The sequence below is a fragment of the Ensifer sp. ENS02 genome (genome assembly GCF_014851885.1).
GTDB classification, from domain to species: domain Bacteria; phylum Pseudomonadota; class Alphaproteobacteria; order Rhizobiales; family Rhizobiaceae; genus Ensifer; species Ensifer adhaerens.
Genome location: NZ_JACVAO010000001.1, coordinates 74,168 through 96,931, shown reverse-complemented (window position 1 = coordinate 96,931; position 22,764 = coordinate 74,168). Strand labels below are relative to the sequence as shown.

19 protein-coding genes are annotated in these 22,764 nt (G+C 64.5%); 10 read left to right on the top strand and 9 right to left on the bottom strand.

The annotated features are described in order from the left end of the window. The first annotated feature begins 57 nt into the window (after positions 1 to 57). Genes IB262_RS00500 through IB262_RS00490 form a run of 3 tightly spaced genes read left to right on the top strand, consistent with a single transcriptional unit; the run spans position 58 to position 2,508 of the window. Entirely contained in the window at positions 58 to 924 is an 867-nt protein-coding gene (locus IB262_RS00500) for an ABC transporter permease (protein ID WP_029742635.1), read from the top strand. Next, positions 924 to 1,742, top strand: a complete 819-nt coding sequence (locus IB262_RS00495; RefSeq protein WP_029742634.1) for an ABC transporter permease — start codon at positions 924 to 926, stop codon at positions 1,740 to 1,742. The genes IB262_RS00500 and IB262_RS00495 overlap by 1 nt, the downstream gene beginning before the upstream one ends. Positions 1,743 to 1,746: 4 nt before the next feature. After that, complete coding sequence (locus IB262_RS00490; RefSeq protein WP_029742633.1) at positions 1,747 to 2,508, top strand: SDR family oxidoreductase; 762 nt, start codon at positions 1,747 to 1,749, stop codon at positions 2,506 to 2,508. 95 nt (positions 2,509 to 2,603) lie between these two features. Here the strand turns inward: IB262_RS00490 and IB262_RS00485 are convergent, their stop codons facing one another. Beyond that, complete coding sequence (locus IB262_RS00485; RefSeq protein ID WP_112974952.1) at positions 2,604 to 3,407, bottom strand: class I SAM-dependent methyltransferase; 804 nt, start codon at positions 3,405 to 3,407, stop codon at positions 2,604 to 2,606. A gap of 126 nt (positions 3,408 to 3,533) precedes the next feature. Next, positions 3,534 to 5,123 carry a winged helix-turn-helix domain-containing protein gene (locus tag IB262_RS00480; RefSeq protein ID WP_348646571.1) on the bottom strand — a complete coding sequence of 530 codons (1,590 nt, stop codon included), beginning with the start codon at positions 5,121 to 5,123 and terminating at the stop codon, positions 3,534 to 3,536. A gap of 110 nt (positions 5,124 to 5,233) precedes the next feature. Here IB262_RS00480 and IB262_RS00475 point away from each other — a divergent pair, with 110 nt between their 5' ends. Further along, complete coding sequence (locus IB262_RS00475; RefSeq protein WP_112974954.1) at positions 5,234 to 5,677, top strand: cupin domain-containing protein; 444 nt, start codon at positions 5,234 to 5,236, stop codon at positions 5,675 to 5,677. 58 nt (positions 5,678 to 5,735) lie between these two features. On the opposite strand, the gene IB262_RS00470 is transcribed toward IB262_RS00475, so the two are convergent. The 6 genes from IB262_RS00470 to IB262_RS00445 form a co-directional block, all read right to left on the bottom strand. Next, the gene (locus IB262_RS00470) at positions 5,736 to 7,394 is read right to left on the bottom strand and encodes a urocanate hydratase (RefSeq protein WP_112974994.1); all 1,659 of its coding nucleotides are present in this window, start codon (positions 7,392 to 7,394) and stop codon (positions 5,736 to 5,738) included. A 223-nt stretch (positions 7,395 to 7,617) separates the two neighbouring features. Beyond that, positions 7,618 to 7,947 carry a TfoX/Sxy family protein gene (locus IB262_RS00465; RefSeq protein WP_112974955.1) on the bottom strand — a complete coding sequence of 110 codons (330 nt, stop codon included), beginning with the start codon at positions 7,945 to 7,947 and terminating at the stop codon, positions 7,618 to 7,620. A 13-nt stretch (positions 7,948 to 7,960) separates the two neighbouring features. Beyond that, positions 7,961 to 9,058 carry a DUF917 domain-containing protein gene (locus IB262_RS00460; protein ID WP_112974956.1) on the bottom strand — a complete coding sequence of 366 codons (1,098 nt, stop codon included), beginning with the start codon at positions 9,056 to 9,058 and terminating at the stop codon, positions 7,961 to 7,963. 1 nt (position 9,059) lies between these two features. Next, positions 9,060 to 10,340 carry a Zn-dependent hydrolase gene (locus IB262_RS00455; protein ID WP_034792149.1) on the bottom strand — a complete coding sequence of 427 codons (1,281 nt, stop codon included), beginning with the start codon at positions 10,338 to 10,340 and terminating at the stop codon, positions 9,060 to 9,062. 65 nt (positions 10,341 to 10,405) lie between these two features. Continuing rightward, positions 10,406 to 11,773: an amidohydrolase family protein gene (locus tag IB262_RS00450; RefSeq protein ID WP_112974957.1), complete on the bottom strand. Its 1,368-nt coding sequence runs from the start codon at positions 11,771 to 11,773 to the stop codon at positions 10,406 to 10,408. Positions 11,774 to 11,791: 18 nt separating this feature from the next. After that, positions 11,792 to 13,330: an aromatic amino acid ammonia-lyase gene (locus IB262_RS00445; RefSeq protein ID WP_034792145.1), complete on the bottom strand. Its 1,539-nt coding sequence runs from the start codon at positions 13,328 to 13,330 to the stop codon at positions 11,792 to 11,794. A gap of 215 nt (positions 13,331 to 13,545) precedes the next feature. Here IB262_RS00445 and IB262_RS00440 point away from each other — a divergent pair, with 215 nt between their 5' ends. After that, positions 13,546 to 14,763, top strand: coding sequence for a LysR family transcriptional regulator (locus IB262_RS00440; protein ID WP_192493350.1), 1,218 nt, complete (start codon positions 13,546 to 13,548; stop codon positions 14,761 to 14,763). 45 nt (positions 14,764 to 14,808) lie between these two features. Here the strand turns inward: IB262_RS00440 and IB262_RS00435 are convergent, their stop codons facing one another. Beyond that, the gene (locus IB262_RS00435; RefSeq protein ID WP_029742620.1) at positions 14,809 to 15,780 is read right to left on the bottom strand and encodes a GlxA family transcriptional regulator; all 972 of its coding nucleotides are present in this window, start codon (positions 15,778 to 15,780) and stop codon (positions 14,809 to 14,811) included. A gap of 108 nt (positions 15,781 to 15,888) precedes the next feature. Between IB262_RS00435 and IB262_RS00430 the strand changes: the two genes are divergently transcribed. The 5 genes from IB262_RS00430 (at position 15,889) to IB262_RS00410 (ending at position 22,454) form a co-directional block, all read left to right on the top strand. Continuing rightward, the gene (locus tag IB262_RS00430) at positions 15,889 to 16,791 is read left to right on the top strand and encodes a 3-keto-5-aminohexanoate cleavage protein (RefSeq protein ID WP_029742619.1); all 903 of its coding nucleotides are present in this window, start codon (positions 15,889 to 15,891) and stop codon (positions 16,789 to 16,791) included. A 16-nt stretch (positions 16,792 to 16,807) separates the two neighbouring features. After that, a complete protein-coding gene (locus tag IB262_RS00425) occupies positions 16,808 to 18,301 on the top strand; it encodes a carnitine 3-dehydrogenase (protein ID WP_192493349.1) in 1,494 nt (497 codons plus the stop codon). A gap of 139 nt (positions 18,302 to 18,440) precedes the next feature. Then, the gene (locus IB262_RS00420; RefSeq protein WP_060582620.1) at positions 18,441 to 19,601 is read left to right on the top strand and encodes an acyl-CoA dehydrogenase family protein; all 1,161 of its coding nucleotides are present in this window, start codon (positions 18,441 to 18,443) and stop codon (positions 19,599 to 19,601) included. Between the two features lie 7 nt (positions 19,602 to 19,608). Then, entirely contained in the window at positions 19,609 to 21,666 is a 2,058-nt protein-coding gene (locus IB262_RS00415) for an acetate--CoA ligase family protein (protein WP_090294346.1), read from the top strand. 5 nt (positions 21,667 to 21,671) lie between these two features. Beyond that, complete coding sequence (locus tag IB262_RS00410) at positions 21,672 to 22,454, top strand: carnitinyl-CoA dehydratase (protein ID WP_029742615.1); 783 nt, start codon at positions 21,672 to 21,674, stop codon at positions 22,452 to 22,454. Positions 22,455 to 22,764 lie beyond the last annotated feature (310 nt).

The following is a 22,764-nucleotide window of genomic DNA, read 5'->3' as shown; positions in this document are numbered from 1 at the left end:
GGGGCCTTTCCCTCCCGCTCGCATCGAAGTGCTGATGAAACGCGAACGGAAGAATTTATGACCGCGGCAACGAACACGAAGAGAAACCTGGTGACGGCGGCGCTGGTGGCGCCAGCCGCGGCCTGGCTGATGATCTTCCTCGTGCTGCCCTTCATCGCCATGCTGGTCTTCGCCTTCGGCGAACGCGCACCGGAAGGCGGCTATCAGGCAGCCTTCACCTTTGCCCAATTCGCCAACCTGCCGACACGGGCGGCCGCCTTCTGGAACACGCTGATCCTCGCGCCGGTCGGCGCGCTCGCCTGCCTGCTGATCGCCTATCCGGTCGCCTATTATCTGGCGGTCAAGGCCAACCCGCGCTACCGGCTGATCCTCGTGTCGCTCGTGGTCGTGCCCTTCTGGACGAGCCTGCTCGTGCGCACCTACGCCTGGATGTACATTCTTGGCTCGCGCGGGATCCCCAATCTGCTCTCGATGATCGGCATCGAGGACGTGAGGATGCTGAACACGCCGGGCGCCGTGCTTCTCGGCATCGTCTACGGCTACCTGCCGCTGATGATCATGCCCATTTACGTGAGCCTCGAAAAACTCGATCGCCGCCTGCTCGAAGCCTCCGCCGACCTCGGCGGGAGGCCGGTGTCGACCTTCTTCGGCGTCACCCTGCCGCTCTCCTTGCCCGGTGTCATGACCGGAGTCGCGCTGGTGACGATCCTGCTGCTCGGCGAATATCTGATCCCGCAGCTGCTTGGCGGCGGCAAAGTGTTCTTCATCGGCAATGCGCTAGTCGATCTCTTCCTTCAATCGCGAAACTGGCCGTTCGGCTCCGCGATCGCCGTCACGCTGGTTGCCGTCGTCGTCGTGATCCTGATGGTGGCAATGCGCATTGCCTTCCGCGTCGCCGGCACAAGACAGGTGGATCTCGTCTGATGCGCGCTTTCATCTCCTCCGTCTACCTCTTCCTCTACGCCCCGATCGCGCTCGTCGTCCTGTTCTCCTTCAATGCCGGGCGCAATGCGAGCGAGTTCACCGGGTTTTCGACCGCCTGGTACGGCAAGGCGCTTGGAAATACCTTCCTGGTTTCGGCGCTGCAGAACAGCCTGCTGATCGCCTTTACCAGCGCCACGCTCGCCGCAATCTTCGGCACCATGGCAGCCCTCGGGATGGAGCGGATGGCGCCGCGCAACCGGGCGATCTTCGATGCGCTGTTTGCAGCCGCAATCGTCGTGCCCGGTGTGGTCATCGGCATCGCCACGCTGGTCGCCCTCGTTGCCGTCTTCTCCTTCGTCAACCCGGCGCTGGCAACGATCTGGCCCGGCGACCAGCCGCCGCAGCTCGGCCTTGGCTACGGCTCTATCATCGCCGCGCACGGCCTGTTCTCGATGGCGCTGGTGACGATGATCGTGAAGGCCCGTATCGCCAGCCTCGGCCGCGATATCGTCGAGGCATCGAGCGACCTTTACGCGACACCGCTCACCACCTTCCGGCTGATCGTGTTGCCGCAGATCCTGCCGTCGATCCTTGCCGGCTTTCTTCTGGCCTTCACCTTCTCCTTCGACGATTTCATCATCGCCTTCTTCGTCGCGGGCTCGAAGACCACGCTGCCGATCTACGTCTTCGCCTCGATCCGCCGCGGCGTGACGCCCGAGATCAACGCGATCGCGACGCTGGTGCTCGTCGCCTCGCTGCTTCTGATCCTGACCGCCCGCATCCTGATGCGGGAAAAGAAAACGAAATCCGGGGAGTGAAACCATGATCCTGAAAGACCGGGTCGCGATCGTGACCGGAGCGGGCTCCGGGATCGGTCAGGCGGGTGCGGCCATCATGGCGCGCGAAGGCGCCCATGTCGTCGTCATCGACCGCAGCCTTTCGGCCGCGGCAACCGCCGTCGAGGCAATCGCCGCCAAAGGCGGCAGCGCCGAGGCGCTCGCCATCGACGTGACGGATGACGCGGCCCTTTCTGACGGCATCGCCGATATCCTCTATCGCCACGGCCGCATCGACATTCTGCACAACCACGCCGGCGCCCAGGTCGCGGGGGACCTGGAAGAGGTCGAGGTCGCCGGCTTCGATCGCTCCTGGAACCTCAATGTCCGCGCCCATTTCATGGCAGCGCGGCTGGTCATGCCGTCGATGCGCGCCGCCGGCCGCGGCGTCATCCTCAACACCTCCTCATCCTCGGGCGTGCTCTACGACCGCGAGATGATCGCCTACACGACCACCAAACACGCCGTCATCGCCATGACCAAACAGATGGCGGGCGACTACGCCCGCCACGGCATTCGCGTCAACGCACTCTGCCCCGGCTGGGTCGACACCCCCTTCAACGAGCCGTTCATCGCGCAAATGGGCGGCCGCGGCGCAATCGAATCCTATATCCGCGAAAAGGTGCCGCTCGGCCGCTGGGCCAGCGTCGAGGAGATCGCCGAGTCGATCCTCTTCCTCGTTTCCGACCGCTCCTCCTACATGACCGGCCAGATCCTGGTGGTGGACGGCGGCGAGACAGTGGTGTGATGGCCTGAGCCCAGAGTTCAGAGAGGAGCTGCCTCGCGCTGCTGGATCTCTGTGACGAGCACAGAGTTGAGAAGCGGCGGATGAAAGGCCCGTCATTACCCGGGAACGATACCCCGGCAAGCCCACGCAACCGCCGCAAAGGAGCGCGGTCCGTCCGGCTGACCGGCTTCGTAGGCGGCGCGAATGGCTGCGTCGAGCTTTGTCCGCATCCCCGCATCCAGTGAGCCGACATATTTGCCGAGCGGCCCCTCGCCCGCGGCGATCGGTTCCCAGAAATCGGCGAAGGACTGATAGTCCATACGGATCAGGAGCGAGGTCTGCCGGACGTCCGCAAGGCCATTCGCGACGAAGCTCTCGGTCATCTCTCCCGGCCGCATCATCGGCTGGAAACAATAGCGACTGCGCACCTGCTCGGCATTTCCATCCAGCATCGCCGCCACATCGAGCACCATGCGCATGCCCGGCATGCCGCCGAAATGATCCCAAACGACGGCTGCAACGACGCCGCCCGGCCGGGTGACTCGGCGCATCTCGGCGACCGCTTTCCCCGATTCCGGCACGAAGTGCAGCACCAGCAGCGCCATCGCCCGGTCGAAGGATGCATCGGCAAAGGGCAGCGCGCAGGCGTCGGCCTGCTGGACTTTGATCCGCGGATCTGAACTCGCCCGGATCGTCGCTTCGACGAAAACAGGCGAAAAGTCGATTGCAACGATCTCGCTGACATCGGCCGCGCGCGGTAAGGCAAAGGTAAGGCTACCCGTGCCGCAACCGACATCCAGCACCCGCTCACCGTCGGCAACACCCGCAAAGTCGATGAACGGCGGCGCAAGCTGCCGGCTCCACCGGCCCATCAACTGTTCGTAGCCGGCAGCACTCTGCACATTGAAGCTCGATGTCATGATCGCCTCCGGGCAGTGAGGCGTGCATTGTAACGTGCGGCAGGCGCGACACCAAGAGACCGGCTCACCGCTCGACCGCCGTCAGCAGCAACGGTGGGAGCAACGGTCGTCAGATCGCCTGCAAAGTCAGGAACGTTGAGGCGTCTGAAGCGGGTTGCTCGGGATTTGCTGCAACAATTCCGCCAATCGTTCCTGCCAATGTGGATTGCGCTGTCTTAGCGGCTCTAGAGCATCGCCTGACGCGTTCTCCATTTCGCTCATCAACGCGCGCGATGATCGAGCCTCTGCAAGACGCCCAGTAGCCGCATAACAGCAGGCCAGCGTTTCTTGGACCGGCCGCCATGCAGGGCGCACTTTTTGGGCCTTCACGGCAGCAGCGAGCGCGTTCGTTCCGTCGCCTGCAAACAGGTGGGCGAGCGCCAGAAAATTCAGCCAGACGAAGTTCTGCGGGTCATTGGCGTTCAACATGAGACCGTGTTCCAGTGACGCTATGGCACCGGACACGTTCCCCCTGAACAGCTCCGCCATCCCCAGGACAAGGTGGCCAAGGGCGAAACTCGGGCTGATCTCGATCGCCCTTTCGGCGGCAAGGACCGCCTGCTCGGGCGCATTCGCGTACGCGCTGCAGATCGCCAGCGCATAGTGTGTGTACGGGTTCTTTTCGTCGAGCCGAACGGCTGCCAAGGCGGCGTCCAAACCCTCTCTGATGTCATCGGAAGGAAGCTCGCTCCATCCATAGGCGACGATGCCTGCGCTCACGCGACCAAGCCAGAGATGCGCTTCGGCAAGCTCGGGATCAAGCCGACACGCCTCCCTGAATAGCTCTCGCGCCATTAAGTGGGTCTGCTGGCCAACCTGGTGAAAGTACCAGGTCCCCTGCCGCACGATCTCCCACGCCGACAAATTTCCCGTGTGCCGCGCCGGCGAGGGGAATGATGCCGTCTTCAACAGTTCTGGTTCAATCGCACCTGCAACTCTCTCTGCGATGGCGTCTTGAACTGCGAATGCCTCTTCCATTTCCAGGTCATATCGTTCGGCCCAGACCTGGCTGGCCGAGGTCGCCTCGACCAGTTGCGTGGAGACCCGAAGACGGCTGCCGGAGCGGCGCACGCTTCCTTCGAGCACGTAATCGACATCCAGGTCTCGGCCCACCTGCTTGGCGCTCACCGACTTGTGCTTGTAGACGAAACTTGAATTGCGCCCGATGACCCGAAACCACCGAAATCTCGTAAGCGCGGTGATCACATCTTCGGTGATGCCATCGACCAGATACGACTGTTGCTTGTCACTGCTCAGATTTGCAAACGGTAGGACCACGATCGATGGTCTGCCCGGGTTCGCGGGCGAGCCTGGCAGTGCCGGCGACGCATCAGCGGCAACCGGATGCAGGCTATTCACCCGGGCGGCAAAACGATAGCCCGCACGCGGCACGGTGGCGATCCATTCGTTCCCCTCCGGTTGAGGACCCAGCATCTTGCGCAAGGCAGCGATCTGAACCGAGAGATTGCTCTCCTCGACGACAGCCGCGGGCCAGGCTGCCTCCATCAGCGCGGACTTGCTCACGACCTGCATCGACGCTCGCACCAGCGCGTGCAGCAGCAACAAGCCCTTATGGCCAATTGCGACCCGCCGCCCTTCACGCGTCAGTGCGCCGCGCTCCATGTCGAGGATGAATGTCCCGAACGCGAAAAGTTGCGGCTCGACACTATCGGCCACGACGTCTTCGGAAGAATTCGGAACTTTTCGCCCTCCCATTCAGGACTCCAGCCGGTCTTCTTGCGATCCTTTGCGCAGGTCGACCAGACTACCACAGAGGAGACCGAAAAATGACGATTTCAGAAGAACGAACCGACGCGCGTCCAGGCTTCTCGCGGAGCAAGGCCCTCGTATCCAAAGGGGACGCCGGTTACCGGGCTGAACAGGGCCCCGATTACCTGCCCGGCGTTAGTGCAGAGTCGGTTGGCTCCACCGCATTGTGGCTCGGTATCGCTACGATACCGCCCGGAAAGCGCACCAAGGCGCATGTGCATGAGCGCCACGAAACTGCCTTCTACATGTTGAGCGGCGAAGAGCTGGAACTATGGAGTGGCGATGAACTCCAGCACCGGGATGTGATGCACCCAGGAGACTATCTGTACATCCCCGCCAACGTGTTGCACGTGGCCGTTAATCGAGCTGCCCAACCAGCCGTATTTATCGGGGCGCGCAACGAGCCAACCGCGCAGGAGAGCGTTGTTCTTTATCCTGAAATGGATTCCAGAGTGCCGTGACAGGTGCAAAACTGCTTATGGCAAAGCCGCCGCCAGGTCCTTACACCTTCACAGGTCCTTACACCTTCACATGCCCGATGCCCTTGGCGTCGATCTCCTCAAGGCTCTCGTCATAGCCGGCATCCGCATAGCGGATGACGCCAAGCGAGGTGTCGTTGGTGAGGGCATAGTCGAGGCGCTCGTCGGCCTCGACCGTGCCGTCGGCAACAACGGTCACGCCGCAGCTCGTCATGTAGCCGGCATAACCGCCACCACCGGAATGGACGACCACAAGATCGGCCATGGAGGAGCAGAGCAGCATGGCGTCGAGTAGCGGCCAGTCGGCGATCGCGTCCGAGCCGTCCTTCATCCGCTCGGTCATGATGTTCGGATGCGCCATGGCGCCGGCATCGAGATGGTCGCGGGAAAACGCGATCGGGCCTTTGAGCTCGCCAGATGCCACAAGTTCGTTGACGCGCCGCGCCAGCGCCGTGCGTTCACCGTGGCCGAGCCAGGCGATGCGGGCCGGCAGGCCCTCGAAGGGAATATGCTGGCGCGCAAGCCTGATCCAGTTGGTGACGATGCGGTTGTGCGGAAACATGTCGAGCAGCAGATCGTCGATCCGGGCGATGTCGCTCTCCTCGCCGGAAAGCGCCATCCAGCGGAAGGGGCCGATGGCGCGGGCAAAGAGCGGACGCAGATAGGCCTCGGTGAAGATCGGGATGTCGAAGGCATTGGCAACGCCGCCCTCGCGCGCCTGGGTGCGGATGAGGTTGCCGTTGTCGAAGACTTCCGCGCCCTTCTGCTGGAAGTCGAGCATCGCCTTGACGTGCTCGACGATCGAGGCGCGGCTCGCCGCCATCAATTGCCCCTGGCCGTCGTCGCGCAGCGATTTCACCTGGTCGAGGCTCATGCCCTTCGGCACATAGCCGTAGACGAGATCATGCGCTGACGTCTGGTCGGTGACGACGTCGGGCACGATGCCACGCCGGGCGATCTCCGGATAGATCTCAGCCGCATTGCCGACGAGGCCGACGGAGAGCGCCCGCTTGTCCTTCACTGCCGCGTCGATCATCGAGAGCGCAGTATCGAGATCGGGCGCGATCTCCTGCAGATAGCCGATCTCCCGGCGCTTCTTCGCCCGCTCCGCGTCGATATCGACACAGAGGATCGCCGCCCCCGCCATCCGGCCGGCAAGCGGCTGGGCGCCGCCCATGCCGCCAAGCCCAGCCGTCAGCACAAAACGCCCGGAGAGATCGCCGCCGAAACGGCGTTCGGCGATGCGCATGAAGATCTCGTAGGTGCCCTGGATCACGCCCTGGCTGCCGATATATTGCCAGGCGCCGGCCGTCAGCCCGCCCCAGCAGATCAACCCTTTTCGCTGCAAATCATAGAACACCTCGGCCTTCGCCCATTGGCCGACAATGTTGCAATTGGCCATGATGACGAGCGGCGCCTTGGCGTGGGTCTTCAAGAGCCCCACCGGCTTGCCGGACTGGATGACGAGCGTCTGGTCCTCGTCCATTTCGATGAGCGTCTTGACGATAGCCCGGTGCGCCGGCCAGTTGCGCGCCGCCTTGCCGAGTGCTGCATAGACGACGAGATTGTCCGGATCCTCGCCGACCGAAAGCACGTTTTCCAGGAGCCGCAGCAGCGCTTCCTGCCGCCAGCCCTTGGCGCGCAGCTCCGCTCCACCGGGGATGGGAAAACCAGGATGACGGGGATTGGCCTTGGGCATCGTCTCGTTCCTCTTTGTCTTGTCGGCGGGGTGGTTGCCCCACGCATTCATGGCGACGGGGGGTCGCTGCCTCTCGTTTATGGCGGGGGCAGATCCCTGCTCCCTTGCATTCGTGGCACGCGCAAGTCGCGGCCTCTCATGCTTGTGGCGACGGGCGGTGACGGCCCGACACGCACTGGCGAGAGCGGCCAATGAGGCTCGCCGCCGAGGCAGCGAGCCTCATTCACTTCGGCGGCAGCGTCTCGACGAACGCGATCGCCCCATCAAGCAACCGCCGGCGCAGCGCATCATCGCCATAGGCATCCGCCCCTGCGCGCACCCAGCCATGCATCGCCCGTCCGTTCATCACCATCAGCTCGATATCCGGCAACGCCAACGCCCAGCCGTCATTGCCCTTGCCGAGGCGCACGAGCAGAGAGCCCTCGCGCGCGCCAAGTAGCAGGTTGCCTTGAAGCAGATAGGCCCAGCCGCCGAACATGGCCTTTTCCGAAAGCCCGGGGCGGTCACCGAGCTCTTCGCGGATTAGTTCCTCTAGCCCTGCATCGCGCGCCATCACCCTGCTCCCGTCAGCTACGGCCGGAAAGCGCGTAGCGGGCAAGCTCGATGCCCATCGCCTTTTCGACCGATGGATAGACCGTCGGGTCGAGCGCGCTGGAGGACAGCGGGATCACCGTCTTCGGCACATGCAGCACGAAGATCCTCATGCCCACCTGCAGCTGGCCGACACTCAAAGGCTCGCCCTCCGGCGACAGCGTGGTGATGACGTCGGGGAAGGTCGCAAGCCGCGTGCCTTCCGCAGAGTCAACCGCCATGTATTCGTTCATCACGTGCAATACCGTTGAGTCAGCGCCCTTCCCCAGCGTCACCGTGCCGATGTCGAAGGCTTCCTTGGTATAGACGACCGATTTGTCGGTGATCGTGCCCTCGGCGAGGATCGCGCCATTGGTCGTCTTGACGATCGCGTCAATCACTGCGCTCCCGCCCTTGGCTTCCGCCGCGATGATCGCCTCGCCGAGCGCCAGCGCCAGCGAGATGCCGCCCAGCGCCGCATTGGCTTTCACATAGGATGCCCTGACCGGATTGCGGCAGGAGGCAATGAAGCCGCCGGACATGTCGGAGGCGGTGCGCAAGACCGGCGAGACCTTGGCCGTGGCGCCGCGCACCACCAGCTCGATGTAGCGGTTTTCCTCGCGGTTTCCCCCGACCGCCGTCTGGATCATCGGCTCGGGCGAGCCGGCAAGGCCGATCGAGCCCATGTCACCGGTCGGGTGCGCGCGGATGTCGCCGACCGCGTCCACCACCTTGGTGCCGAGGATCGCCGACGGCAGCCAGCCGTTCAGCGTCGAAGACTTGCCGTTCTGGCCGATGATGAGCCCCGAGAGCTTCTCGCCGAGCGCCTCCTGCAACAGCTGCACGGCCTTGACGTAATCGACCCCACGCATCTCCCAGGGCGTGGTCGAGGCCGGTGCACCGATCGCGGCGGCCGTCGCCACCCAGTCCTGTGCCTCGAGTTCGTCGATCGAGACGAGCTCGGGTTTGCCGATCGAGACCGCTGCATAGCCGAGCATGCGGCCATGGTCGGCCCAGCCGCCGCCCCCGGCGGCATAGACGGAACCGCCCTTGACCGCTGCCTCGACATCCTTTTCCTTCAGTATCCGGCCCATCTCACACCTTCTCCTGCAATTTCTTGTCGAGTCGCTTCACCGCATCGAAGAGAACGGCCGCGCCGAGCGCGATATCGTCGTTTTCGGCCCACTCCTCCGGCGCATGCGAGCGCCCGCCGAGGCAGGGAATGAAGATCATCGCCGAACGGGTGATGCGTCCCATCCAGGCGGTGTCGTGACCGGCGCCGGAGGCCATGCGCCGATGCTTGGCGCCGATCGCATCGCAGCTTTCTTCGAGCGTTGAAAGCAGGAGCGGATCGCCCGGCGTCGGGTGGTTGTCCGAGATCACATTGGCGGGCGGGATCGTCACGCCCGATGCCTCGGCGACACCCTGGCAAAGAGAGCCGAGCGTAGCCAGGAACCGCTCCATCTGCGGCCGCAGCTCGGCACGCGCATCGATCAGCAGCCGGACGCGAGACGGCACCACATTGGCTGCATTCGGCTCGATCGAGAATTCACCGACCGTCGCGGTGAAATGCCCGTCGCCGTGAGAAAATTCTGTCGCCAGCCGCTCGATCTCCAGCACCAGATGCGAGGCGGCAACCAGCGCGTCGCGCCGATGCCCCATCGGAGTCGTACCGGCATGGTCCGCCTGGCCCTCGACGATGATCTCGATGCGGGTGATGCCCGAGATGGCGGTAACCACCCCGACATCGAGCCGCCCAGTCTCCAGTATGGGCCCCTGTTCAATGTGCAGTTCGAGGAAGGCCTTGATGTCGGAGCGTTTCGAGCCGGAAAGCCTGGAGGGGTCACCGCCCACCTCGACGATACCCTGCCTGAGGCTCAGATCCCCTTGCGTGCGGCTGAGCCACCCATCGGGCAGCACGCCCGCCATGCCGCGGCTGCCGACGCAGGAAACGCCGAAGATCGACACTTCCTCGGCCAGGAAATCAACGATCTCCAGATCGTGGTCGAGGTCGATGCCGTTGTCAGAAAGCGCGCGCGCCACTTCAAGCGCCGCCGCCACGCCGGCGATGCCATCGAAGCGGCCGCCATCCGGCACCGTGTCGGAATGGGAGCCGAGCAGGATGGTGCCGAGCGCCGACTTTTTCCCCTTGCGCCGGCCGATCAGGTTACCGGCGGCGTCGATGCGGGTTTCAAGCCCGGCCGCGCGAAAACGCCGATCGAGAAAGGCCCGGCCTTCGAGGAACAGCGGCGTGAAGGCGCGGCGTGTGTAGGGCCGGTCCGGCTCGGTGATACCAGCCAGGCCGTTGACGATGCCGGCAATGCGGCTGGCATTGACGGGCAGATTGGCCGGAACTTTGTGGGCGGTCTTGCTCATCACATTTCCTACATCTCGATGCCGGATGCGAGCGGAAAATCGCACGCACTTTTCCGCATCCCGCTTTACAGAGCCAAAGTGGCGAGCGGCCGGACAAACTGTCCCGCACCCGGCTCGGCCAAAACCTGGCGACCATCGAAGGCAAGTCTGCCCCGCAGATAGGTCGCCGAAATCCGCCAGGGCAGTCGAATGCCATTATAGGGCGACCAGCCGACGACGTTGTGACCGCTCTCGGCCGCATCATAGACATAGGGCTCCGGCGTCATGACGATGATGTCGGCATCCTTTCCAGGTTCCAGCGCACCCTTCTGATGATCAAGACGGAAATGCCTGGCCGGGTTCAGCGTCATCAGCTCGGCTGCGCGCGTCAAGGGAATGCCGCGCTCCAGCGCGCCCTTGACGAAGAGCGGCACCATGACTTCGAGCCCCGGCACGCCAGATGCGTTCGCCAGCATGTCCGGATTGGTCTTGCGATCCTCAGACCAGCTGACGTGATCGGTCGAGACCATCGTCACCGTGCCGTCGGCCACGTGCCGCCAGAGCTTTTCCACCTCGGCGCGCGGCCGGATCGGCGGGTTGATCTTGGCCTTGCCGCCGAGACGGCGAACATCGTTTTCTTCGTCGAGCGTCAGGTAGTGGATGCAGCACTCGATCGTCGCTTTGTAGCCCTGGGCGCGATAGGCGGCAGCAATCTCATAGCCGCGCCCGAGTGAGCAGTGCACCACATGCGCCGGGCAGCCGGTGGCGGCACCCGTCTCGTAGATCTGGTTGGTGGCGAGCAGTTCCGTCAGCGGCGGACGCGACAGCCCATGGGCGCGGTAGTCGGTGATGCCAGCCGCCTTGACCTTGTCGATCGCGGCACGCACCGCCTCGTCATCCTCGTTGTGGACGCCGGCTGAAAGCCCGGTCGGCGCGATCGCCCGGAAGCAGTCTTCGAGAAGGGCTGCCGGAATGCGGGGAAAGCGCTTTGGATCGGTGCCGAAGGTCGAGAACTTGAAGGCGGCGACACCCGCCTCCACCATCTCGCCGATGCGCGCCGGTCCCTCCTCCGGGTCCACGGTGCCATAGAGCGCGAAGTCGATGCGCGCCTGCGGTCCCGCATGGTCGATCTTGCGGCGAAGGGCTTCGGCAGAGCAGACGAGATTGCCCTCGTCATAGGGCATGTCGACAATGGTGGTCACACCGCCGGCCGCCGCCGAACGGGTCGACCACAGGAAATCCTCCTGGTTCTTCTGCGACAGCGAATGCACCTGCGCGTCGACGGCTCCGGGCAGGATCAGCGCGTTGCCGAGATCATGCCGCTCCCGCGCGGCGGGTGCAGCCCCTTGCCCGACATGCACCACCTTACCGTCGCGCACCGCCACGTGGCCGCCCTCGACGATCCTTTCGGGGAGAACAACGGTGCCTTTCAGAACGAGATCGAAATCGGACATGCTGCTCTCCCAATCGGATTATTTGTCGAGCGCGAAGAAGTCATCGAATTCCGGCATCGGCGCCAGAGCGACGAAGGAGCGCAACAGGTCGTGGCAGGTGAACGCATCCTGCAGCGCCTCGATCTCCTTCGAGAGCGGCCGGTCTTTGAGATACATGGGGCTGACCGAACGGGTCTGGTCATAGGCGCGCTTGACGATCCCCTGCGGCTGGTCGCCGACGAGATCGATCGCCTGGGCCGAAAGCATCGCCTCGATCGCGGCGAGCTGGCGCAGATCGCGCACCTGGGTTTCCATGCGCTCGACGATCAGCGGCAGGAAGGTCGCCTCCTCTTCGAGACCGCCGGCAACCACGATCGACTGCGCCGAAAGCGGCACGGCGAGCGACTGCACGCGCATATAGAGTTCGACCGCAAGCTTCATCAGCGGCCCGAGCCCGGTCGCGACTTCCCCCGGCGCCACCAGATTGACCGAGAGATTGCGGCGTCCGCCGTTCGACAGCAGGATGCAGCGGTTCAAAACGTTGCGCGCCGCATGGGAAAAGGCGATCTGCGCCGCCTCGATATAGAGCGTCGTCGTCAGCGGCAGCGATGCGCCGGAGGAATGGACCTGGCCGCCGATGACAACAGGGTTGTCGTCGGAGAGATAGGTCTGCTCCACCAGCCGGCCGGCGGCGACCAGCAGCGTATCGACGACCGCGCCGAAGACCTGGGCGGTCATGCGCAGGCTCAAGGGATCGTGGATCGCCGTCGGTAACGGCCAGTCGGAAATGCCGGACTGGCCATAGAGCCAGGAGCCGACCAGCGCCTCGCCGCGGGTCGAGAGCGTCGCGGCCACCCGCCACGGGTCGGCGGAGGCACCGAGCGCCTGAGACGACATGACGCCGGTGACGAGCAACACGCGGATCGCGGCCGCCGCCTCGCGCAGCACGTTTACGGCAGCTGCAAAGGAAATGGCGTTGACGCTGAGAGCCGCCAGTGCATCGCGCGGCTGCATGACGAACGGCTTGAGACCCGCCTCGGCAAGCGCCGTATCGGCCGAAACGAGGCGCCCCTGGTAATAGGCCTCGCCGACACCGGTCAGCACCGAGGCGATCTGGCCCATCAGCCCGATATCGGCGCAGCCCATGGAGCCGTGGCGGCGCACCGCCGGAATGATGTCGTGCTCGCTGAGTGCCAGAAACGCCCGGATCAGGTCCGGGCTGCAGCCGGTGTGGCCCCGCATCGCGGTGTTCACGCGGATGGCGATCGCCATGCGTACGATCGCCGGCGCAAAGAATTCGCCGGTGCCGAAATGGTGGGCTCTGACCAGCGCATTGTTGAATTCGGCGAGATCGTCGGCGGTCCAGAGCCGGTCCTTCATCGAGCCGACGCCGGTGTTGGAGCCGTAGACGGGAAGCCCCATCGCGACACGTTCGGCAACCACCTTGTGGGCGGCCGCCACGCGTTCCATGCCGCCGTCGTCAGCCACCGGTCGCGCCCTTCCCGCCCCGATATCCTCGAGCGTCGCGAAGTCCAGCGGTTTCCCGCAGAGAACGGTGGTTTTGACCTGATACAGCATGCCGATAAATATCCTTCCGCGCCGAGCGCGCTTCGGTTTCGAAACGGTGCGCGGATGCTCTGATGTCTCGCACCCGACGCTCGAAAACGCCGGGGTGCTTCATGCATGCTATGCGCTTATCGCGCATCCATGCTATATCCCAAATCCGGAACGGGTGATGCATATTTCAGAACGCACCTGGTGAAGGTGCCACGTCCGGGGTCATTGGAATGGATATGGCGACGATCGCTTTGGTCGATGCGGTGCTTCGTGAAGGTGGCGTTCGCCGCGCCGCAACTCGCTGCGGCCGGGCGCCGCCGAGCGTGAGCGCCGCGGTCAAGCGCTTCGAGCAGGCGATCTCCATGCCGCTTTTCCGTCGGGAAGAAACAGCGCTGGTGGTGACGCTCGAAGCGCGCGCGCGCGCCGTCGACGTCGAAGAGGCAACCGCCAAGATCACCGCCATCCTGGAAGGCGTCGGACGGGAGACGACCGCCCCCGTGCCGCCGATCGGCCTCGTCGCGCTCGACCGCTTCGTGCGCATCGCCCGCTCCGGCAGCATCCGTGCCACGGCAAAGGCGCTCGGCCTCGGCCAGCCGCAACTGACGCGGCAGATGGCGGATCTCGAACGCCATCTCGGCACCAGGCTGTTCGAACGCTCCCATGGCGGGGTCCTCTCTACGCCAACCGCGGAGCGGATCATTCCTCTCAGCGAGGCCCTGCTCGATATCTGGGCGCGGCTGACCCACGCCTCTGCCGACCGCTTTCGCCGCGACGTCGCCACCTGGCGGCTCGGCGCCGTCATGCCGCTTGGTCCGGAAAGCGAGATCGCCCGCATGCTGGCGGCCCTGACGGCGAACTGGCACCGCGCCCGCCCGCGCCAACCACTGTTCATTTCCAGCACCACGGCCGACGAACTGCTCGTCGGCCTTCGCAGCCGACGGTTCGATGCCGCGCTGCTCGATGTCGCCGAGATCCCGGCCGACTGCGACGGCCGGCTGGTGTCGCAGACGCCGCTGGTGCTGGCGGGGCCAGCCTCCGCCCTTTCGGAACTGGGCGGCAACCTGCCCCGGCTGCTCGCCGCCTGCCCGATCGCGGTGCCGAGCGTCCGGAGCGGCCTTCGCCGCGAGGCCGCGCGCTTCCTCGACGACACGCTTGATGAAGCCGAACGGCGGCGCATCACCCTCGTCGAGGTCGATTCCATCCCCGTCATCATCAACCTCGTTCGCCAGCACGGCTATCTCTCGGTGCTGCCGCAATCCTCGCTCGCCCGCGTGCATCGCCCGCCAGCCATGATCCGGCTCGGCCCCGCCTATCGGCAGTCGCTGACACTCGTCTGGCCGCGCGGCGCCTTCGCCGCCGAGATCGGCGAGTTGATGATTTCGATGATGAAGATGAGCGCCGAGACGAGATCGCCGGCGGAATCATTTCCTGATCATCGGCCGCCAAACGTCTGAAACGACTCTGAAATTCCCACTTGAATCGATACTTGAAGCGCGCGCTCAGCTCTTCAGCTTCAGCCGCCTGCGCGTTTCGCTCGGGCTTTCACGGTAGTGCGCCCTGTAGCTGCGCGAGAAGGAAGACGACGAGTTGAAGCCGGAGATCGCGGCAATGTCGGCAAATTCCATCCGCGTCTCGATCACCTTGCGCCGCGCCGCATTGAGACGAAGCGCCAGGTAGTGCTCGTGCGGCGCAACGCCCATCGTGTCGCGAAAGAGATCTTGCAGATGCCGGGTGCTGACGCCGATGCGGCGGGCGAGCCTGGCGAGCGTCAAGGGCGCTTCCACCGTTTCCTCCATCAGCTTGACGGCGGCACCGACGCGTGGATCGAGGATGCGCATGTTGCCGATCGTCGGCATCTGCAGGAGATCGCCGCGGGTGCGCTCCTGCTCGTAGATGAAGAGGCGGGAGACTTCGAGTGCCAGCGAATAGCCATGCGCCCGGCGGATCAGCTCCAGCATCAGGTCGAGCGTCGGCAGCGAGCCACCGGTCGTGATGCGCTTGCCGTCGATGACGAAGCGCTCGCGCACCATCGTCACCTGCGGGTAGGCGGCGGTGAAATCCTCGAAATCCTCCCAGTGGGTCGTCGCCTTGAAATTGTCGAGCAGGCTGGTCTCGGCAAGCAGCCAGGAGCCGGATTCGATGCCGGCCATCAGCTCGCGGTGCCGCGCGGTCTGCGAGAGCAGCATCTTTAGCTGCGAAGTGGCGCTGCGCTGCCAGTTGTAGCTCGAGAGGATGAAAAGCGGCGACGTCTCGCGCTGCGGCCGGAAGATACCGGAGACCGGAATGGGGATGCCGCTCTTCGTTTCGATCGGCGCACCGTCGGGGCTGTAGATCGTCCAGTCGTAGAGCGGGCGGCCGGCAATGCGGTTGGCGGCACGCATCGGCTCGATGACCGAGGCAACGAGGATCAGATTGGTCTCCGGCAGCACCAGGACATCGACGTGCTGCACCTGCGAAACGTTCTGATCCATGCCCAAACTTCTCCACTCTGTCGCCGATAATGTATAGAATGAAGCCGATAATGAAAAGCAATGCGGTCTTTCTTGGCTCGTAATGGGCGCAATAAAAGGGAGATAGCAATGCCGCTCAGCATGAACCGCGAGGTATTCATCACCTGTGCCGTCACCGGCTCGGGAGACACCGTTTCAAAGTCCAGCCACGTGCCGATCACGCCGAAACAGATCGCCGAAGCGGCGGTCGAGGCGGCCAAGGCCGGCGCTGCCGTGGTCCACTGCCACGTCCGCGATCCGGAGACCGGCGCTCCGGCCCGCAGGCTCGATCTCTACAGGGAAGTGACTGACCGTATCCGCTCTGCCGATGTCGACATGGTGCTGAACCTGACCGCCGGCATGGGCGGGGACCTGATCTTCGGCAACGTCGAAAGCCCGCTCCCGCTCAGCGAGAAAGGCACCGACATGGCCGGCGCCACCGAGCGCGTCGCCCACGTGGCCGAATGTCTGCCGGAAATCTGCACGCTCGACTGTGGCACCATGAACTTTTCGCTCGGCGACTACGTCATGACCAACACGCCGTCGATGCTGCGCGAAATGGCCCGCCAGATGACCGCCCTTGGCGTGCGTCCGGAGATCGAAGCCTTCGACACCGGCCACCTCTGGTTTGCCAAGCAGCTGGTCGAGGAAGGCCTGATCGAGGATCCGGTCTTGATCCAGCTCTGCATGGGCATTCCGTGGGGCGCGCCCGACGACCTCAACACCTTCATGGCCATGGTCAACAACGTGCCCGCCAACTGGACCTTCTCCGCCTTCTCTATCGGCCGCAACGCGCTCGCCTATCCGGCCGCAGCCATCCTTGCCGGCGGCAACGTCCGCGTCGGCCTCGAAGACAACCTCTATATCGGCAAGGGCCAGCTCGCGACCAACGGCCAGCTCGTCGAAAAGGCGGTCGGCGTCATCGAGGGCATGGGCGCCAAGATCATCGGACCGAAAGAGGTCCGCGAGAAACTGAAGCTGACGAAGCGCTGAGCAAGGACTGGACACCATGAGCTTTATCACCAAAGCAGCCTGCGTCGGCGGCGGCGTCATCGGCGGCGCCTGGGTGGCGCGCTTTGCGCTTGCCGGCATCGACGTAAAAATCTTCGACCCGCATCCGGAAGCCGAGCGCATCATCGGCGAAGTCATGGCCAATGCCGAGCGCGCCTATGCCATGCTGACCATGGCGCCGTTGCCGCCGAAGGGAAAACTCACCTTCTGCAAGAGCATCGAGGAAGCGGTCGAAGGTGCTGACTGGATTCAGGAAAGCGTGCCGGAGCGGCTGGAACTGAAGCGCGGCGTGATCACCAAGATCGATGCCGCCGCAAGGCCCGATGCGCTGATCGGGTCCTCCACCTCAGGCCTTTTGCCCTCCGACCTGCAGTCCGAGATGCACCACCCCGAGCGCATGTTCGTGGCGCATCCCTACAACCCCGTCTACCTCTTGCCGCTCGTCGAGCTCGTCGGCGGCAAGAAGACGTCGAAGGCGACGATCGAGCGCGCCATGCAGGGCGTCGAGCAGATCGGCATGAAGGGCGTCGTCATCGCCAAGGAGATCGAGGCCTTCGTCGGCGACCGCCTGCTCGAGGCGCTCTGGCGCGAGGCGCTCTGGCTGATCCAGGACGACATCTGCGATACCGAAACGCTCGACAACGTCATGCGTTATTCCTTCGGCATGCGCTGGGCGCAAATGGGCCTGTTCGAGACCTACCGCATCGCCGGCGGCGAGGCCGGCATGCGCCACTTCCTCGCCCAGTTCGGCCCCTGCCTGAAATGGCCCTGGACGAAGTTCACCGACGTCGTCGACCTCGACGATGCGTTGGTCGAAAAGATCGGCGCCCAGTCGGACGCGCAGGCCGCCGGTCGCTCGATCCGCGAGCTCGAACGCATCCGCGACGAAAACCTCGTCGGCATCATGCATGCGCTGAAATCCGGTAACGGCGGCGAAGGCTGGGGTGCGGGCAAGCTGCTTGCCGATTTCGAGGCCAAGCTCTGGGCCAACGCCCGGAAGCCGGAAGCCGACCTCGGCGACGTCAAGCCGCTGCGCATCCTCGACACCAAGGTCAGCGCCGCCTGGGTCGATTACAACGGCCACATGACCGAGCACCGTTATCTCCAGGTCTTCGGCGACACCTCCGACGGCGTGCTGCGCCTGATCGGCGTCGACCTCGACTATGTCCGCGACGGTCACAGCTACTACACGGTCGAGACCCATATCCGGAACCTTGGCGAAGCCAAGCTCGGCGAGGCGCTCTACTCGACCTGCCAGGTCCTGTCGTCGGACGATAAGCGTCTGCACATCTTTTCGACGATCTACAACGCCGCAACCAACGAGGCCGTCGCCACCGCCGAACAGATGATGCTGCATGTCGACAGCAAGGCCGGCAAGGCGGTCGCGGCACCCGAGGCGGTGCTGAGCAAGCTCCGCGCGATCACTGAAGCCCACGCGCAACTGCCGACGCCCGATGGTGCCGGACGCTTCGTCGGCCAGAAGCGCGCCTGACCGCAACAGCGGCAGGCCAGCAACAACAGGCAGCTTCGCCTTCCGGCGGAGCCGCAAACCGCAGCCGAAGGACGCTTGAGGAGGCGGCCATCGTTTGCGGCACCGACGTCAGCGGCGCGAAAACGAGGGGAACAACACAATGAACTTCGCACTGACCGAAGAACAGCAGATGATCGTCGATACGGTCAGGAGCTTCGTCGAAACGGAAATCTATCCGCATGAGGACGAGGTCGAGCGCACCGGCGTAGTGCCGCGCGAACTCGGTCAGGAGATCGCCCGCAAATGCAAGGAGATCGGCTTCTTCGGCTGTAATTTCCCGGAGGAGGTCGGCGGCGCCGGTCTCGATCACACCTCCTTCACCCTGGTCGAGCGCGAGCTTGGCCGCGGCTCCATGGGCCTGACCGTCTTCTTCGGTCGCCCCTCTGGCATCCTGATGGCCTGCAACGCCGAGCAGCGCGAAAAATACCTGCTGCCGGCCGTCAAAGGTGACAAGTTCGATGCGCTTGCGATGACCGAGCCGGACGCCGGCTCCGACGTGCGCGGCATGAAGTGCTTTGCGCGTCAGGATGGCGACGACTGGATCGTCAACGGCACGAAGCATTTCATTAGCCACGCCGACATCGCCGATTTCGTCATCGTCTTCATCGCGACCGGCGAAGAGGATACGCCGCGCGGCCCGAAGAAGAAGATCACCTGCTTTCTCGTCGATCGCGGCACGCCCGGCTTCGAGATCCGCAAGGGCTACAATTCCGTGTCGCACCGCGGCTACAACAACTGTGTCCTGACCTTCGACGATTGCCGCCTGCCCTCCGCCCAGATCCTCGGCGAGGTGCACAAGGGTTTCGACGTCGCCAACGACTGGCTGTTCGCCACCCGCCTGACGGTGGCGGCGACTTCGGTCGGCCGTGCCCGTCGCGCCTTCGACTATGCGCTGAATTACGCCGCCGAACGCAAGCAGTTCGGCAAGCCGATCGGTGCCAACCAGGGCGTCTCCTTCAAGCTCGCCGACATGATCACCGAGATCGACGCCGCCGATCTCCTGACCCTTTCGGCCGCCTGGCGGCTCGATAACGGCCTGCCCTCGAACCGCGAGATTGCCTCGGCCAAGGTTTTTGCCACCGAGATGCTCGCCCGTGTCACCGACGAGGCGATCCAGATCTTCGGCGGCATGGGCCTGATGGACGACCTGCCGCTCGCCCGCTTCTGGCGCGACGCTCGCGTCGAGCGCATCTGGGACGGCACGTCTGAAATCCAGCGCCACATCATCAGCCGCGACCTGCTGCGGCCTCTGGGAGCGTGATCGGCCGATGATACGCTCCCTCGACCGCCTCATCCGCCCGCGCACCATCGCCGTCTTCGGCGGCAAGGAAGCCCGGCGTGTCATCGAGCAATGCGACAAGATGGGATTTACCGGTGAGATCTGGCCGGTGCACCCGCGCGAAGCCGAAATCCTCGGCCGCAAGTGCTATCGCTCGGTGGCAGAACTGCCAGGCGCACCGGATGCCTCCTTCGTCGGCGTCAACCGGCAGCTGACGATCGATATCATCCGCGATCTTGCGAGCCGCGGCGCCGGCGGCGCCGTCTGCTACGCCTCCGGCTTTCGCGAGGCGGCAAGCGAGCTTGACGACGGCAACGACATGCAGGAGGCGCTGGTGGCGGCTGCCGGCGACATGCCGATCGTCGGGCCGAATTGCTACGGCTTCATCAACATGCTCGATGGCGCCCTGCTCTGGCCGGACCAGCACGGCATGCAACGCGTCGAAAAGGGCGTCGCGATCCTGACGCAGTCCTCCAACATCGCCTGCAACATTTCGATGCAGACGCGCGGTCTGCCGCTTGCCTATGTCATGACCGCCGGCAACCAGGCGCAGACGGGCCTCTCCGACATCGCCTGCGCCGTGCTCGAAGACCCGCGCGTCACCGCCGTCGGCCTGCATATCGAGGGTTTCGACAGCGTTGCTGCCCTCGAGCGGCTGGCGACGCGCGCGCGCGAACTCGGCAAACCGGTCGTGACACTAAAGGTCGGCAAGTCGGAAGCGGCCCAGCTTGCGACGGTGTCGCACACCGCATCGCTTGCCGGCAACGACCGCGTCTCCTCGGCGCTTCTTGCCCGCCTCGGCATCGGCCGCGTCGACACGTTGCCGGCGCTCTTGGAAACGCTGAAGCTGCTGCATGTGGCAGGCCCACTCGAGAGCAACGACATCTCCTCGATGAGCTGCTCCGGCGGCGAGGCCTCGCTGATGGCGGATGCCGGCGAGCGCTACCGGGTCAATTACCGGCCCTTGCGCGACGAGCAGAAGAAGCCGCTGAAGGATGCGCTCGGCGAGATGGTGACGATCGCCAACCCGCTTGACTACCACACCTTCGTCTGGGGCAACCGCGAGAAGCAGACCACCGCCTTTACCGCCATGATGAAGGGCGGCTACGCGATCAATCTGCTCGTGCTCGACTTCCCGCGCCTTGACCGCTGCGACCCGGCAGACTGGGAAACCACCTGCCATGCGGTGATCGACGCGGCCCGGGCAACGGGTGCCCGCGCCGGCATCGTCGCCAGCCTTGGCGAAAACATGCCGGAAGCCACCGCCCTCTTCCTGATGAAGGCGGGTGTCGTGCCCTTCTTCGGCATCGAGGAAGCACTGGCAGCCATCGAGACGGCCGCCGAGATCGGCACCGCCTGGGCCAAGCCCGTCCCGCCCCGCCTGCACGATGGCGGTGTCGCCGCTGCCGGTGAAGCCATCACGCTCAGCGAACACGAGGCCAAGGTGGAGCTTGCTGCCGCCGGCCTGACCGTGCCGAAGGGCAAGACCGCAGCAACCGCCGAAGAAGCCGCAGACGCTGCCGAAGCGCTCGGTTTCCCGGTCGTGCTGAAAGGCCTCGGCGTCGCCCACAAGACCGAAGCGGGTGCCGTGAAGCTCAACCTTGCGAGCCGCGCGGACGTCCTTGCGGCGGCCAAGGCCATGGCCGCCGTCACCTCCGGGTACCTTGTCGAGAAGATGGTGGCGAAACCGGTCGCCGAGCTCATTATCGGCGCCATGCGCGACCCCGTCGCCGGCCCGGTTTTGACGATCGGTGCCGGCGGCATCCTCGTGGAACTGCTCGATGATTCCGCCATCCTGACGCTGCCGACGACGCCGGAAGCGATCGGGGAGGCAATCGGCGGGCTGAAGATCCGCAAGCTGCTCGACGGCTATCGCGGCGCGCCTGCCGCCGATTACGCCGCTTTAACCGCGGCTGTCGCGGCAGCGGCATCCTATGTCGTTGCAAACGCTTCGAAACTCGAAGAACTGGATATCAATCCATTGATGGTGTTGCCGAACGGTCAGGGTGCCGTTGCCGCCGACGCTCTCATTCGCCGGAGGAACTGACCCTCATGACCGGACCGATCCTCACACGCCGCGAAGGCGGTATTCTGGAAGTCACGATCGACCGGCCGAAGGCGAACGCCATCGACCTGAAAACCAGCCGGGTCATGGGCGAGATCTTCCGCGACTTCCGCGACGACGACAGCTTACGTGTCGCGATCATCACCGGCGCCGGTGAAAAATTCTTCTGTCCGGGATGGGACCTGAAGGCTGCTGCCGACGGTGACGCGGTCGATGGTGACTATGGCGTCGGCGGCTTCGGCGGCATGCAGGAACTGCGCGATCTCAACAAGCCGATCATCGCCGCGATCAACGGCATCTGCTGTGGCGGCGGCCTCGAGATCGCGCTTTCGACCGACCTGATCCTTGCCGCCGAACACGCGACCTTCGCGTTGCCCGAAATCCGCTCCGGCACCGTTGCCGATGCTGCCTCGATCAAGCTGCCGAAGCGCATCCCCTATCACATCGCCATGGACATGCTTCTGACCGGCCGCTGGCTCGACGTGCAGGAAGCCCACCGCTGGGGCTTCGTCAACGAGATCCTGCCGGCGGGCAAACTGATGGAGCGCGCCTGGGAGCTCGCCCGCCTGCTCGAAAGCGGCCCGCCGCTGGTCTATGCGGCGATCAAGGAAGTGGTCCGCGCCGCCGAGGGCGAAGCCTTCCAGACGACCATGAACAAGATCACCCAGCGGCAGTTCAAAACCGTCGATATTCTCTATTCGAGCGAAGACCAGCTGGAGGGTGCGCGCGCCTTCGCGGAGAAGCGCGACCCCGTGTGGAAGGGTCGCTGAGACCGAACGAGAGCGCGTGCGGTTTCCGCCCGCAACCCGCTTCGAACAGCACCGCCAACCCTTGGCGGCGTAGGCAACAGAGCCGGATGACCGGCACCGGAACGTGACGAGACGCGCGGGCAACATCGCGTGCCATTAAACACGTGTCCATAAGCCAGGCTTATGGAAATAAATTATAATTTAGGGCGTTACAACAAGAGTTCCAGCGATTACGCTTATCGATCTGAACGAAGGACGCCCGGCCAGAAGGAAGGAGAGACAAGAACCCGGAAGAAAACAAGCGGCCCTCCGGCCCAGTCCGAAGCCATCG

What these genes read in the sequence shown, in the direction of transcription:
- IB262_RS00500 (WP_029742635.1), top strand. Translation starts at nt 58, where the DNA reads ATGACCGCGGCAACGAACACGAAGAGAAACCTGGTGACGGCGGCGCTG.
- IB262_RS00495 (WP_029742634.1), top strand. Translation starts at nt 924, where the DNA reads ATGCGCGCTTTCATCTCCTCCGTCTACCTCTTCCTCTACGCCCCGATC.
- IB262_RS00490 (WP_029742633.1), top strand. Translation starts at nt 1,747, where the DNA reads ATGATCCTGAAAGACCGGGTCGCGATCGTGACCGGAGCGGGCTCCGGG.
- IB262_RS00485 (WP_112974952.1), bottom strand. Translation starts at nt 3,407, where the DNA reads ATGACATCGAGCTTCAATGTGCAGAGTGCTGCCGGCTACGAACAGTTG.
- IB262_RS00475 (WP_112974954.1), top strand. Translation starts at nt 5,234, where the DNA reads ATGACGATTTCAGAAGAACGAACCGACGCGCGTCCAGGCTTCTCGCGG.
- IB262_RS00470 (WP_112974994.1), bottom strand. Translation starts at nt 7,394, where the DNA reads ATGCCCAAGGCCAATCCCCGTCATCCTGGTTTTCCCATCCCCGGTGGA.
- IB262_RS00465 (WP_112974955.1), bottom strand. Translation starts at nt 7,947, where the DNA reads ATGGCGCGCGATGCAGGGCTAGAGGAACTAATCCGCGAAGAGCTCGGT.
- IB262_RS00460 (WP_112974956.1), bottom strand. Translation starts at nt 9,058, where the DNA reads ATGGGCCGGATACTGAAGGAAAAGGATGTCGAGGCAGCGGTCAAGGGC.
- IB262_RS00455 (WP_034792149.1), bottom strand. Translation starts at nt 10,340, where the DNA reads ATGAGCAAGACCGCCCACAAAGTTCCGGCCAATCTGCCCGTCAATGCC.
- IB262_RS00450 (WP_112974957.1), bottom strand. Translation starts at nt 11,773, where the DNA reads ATGTCCGATTTCGATCTCGTTCTGAAAGGCACCGTTGTTCTCCCCGAA.
- IB262_RS00445 (WP_034792145.1), bottom strand. Translation starts at nt 13,330, where the DNA reads ATGCTGTATCAGGTCAAAACCACCGTTCTCTGCGGGAAACCGCTGGAC.
- IB262_RS00440 (WP_192493350.1), top strand. Translation starts at nt 13,546, where the DNA reads ATGGCGACGATCGCTTTGGTCGATGCGGTGCTTCGTGAAGGTGGCGTT.
- IB262_RS00435 (WP_029742620.1), bottom strand. Translation starts at nt 15,780, where the DNA reads ATGGATCAGAACGTTTCGCAGGTGCAGCACGTCGATGTCCTGGTGCTG.
- IB262_RS00430 (WP_029742619.1), top strand. Translation starts at nt 15,889, where the DNA reads ATGCCGCTCAGCATGAACCGCGAGGTATTCATCACCTGTGCCGTCACC.
- IB262_RS00425 (WP_192493349.1), top strand. Translation starts at nt 16,808, where the DNA reads ATGAGCTTTATCACCAAAGCAGCCTGCGTCGGCGGCGGCGTCATCGGC.
- IB262_RS00420 (WP_060582620.1), top strand. Translation starts at nt 18,441, where the DNA reads ATGAACTTCGCACTGACCGAAGAACAGCAGATGATCGTCGATACGGTC.
- IB262_RS00415 (WP_090294346.1), top strand. Translation starts at nt 19,609, where the DNA reads ATGATACGCTCCCTCGACCGCCTCATCCGCCCGCGCACCATCGCCGTC.
- IB262_RS00410 (WP_029742615.1), top strand. Translation starts at nt 21,672, where the DNA reads ATGACCGGACCGATCCTCACACGCCGCGAAGGCGGTATTCTGGAAGTC.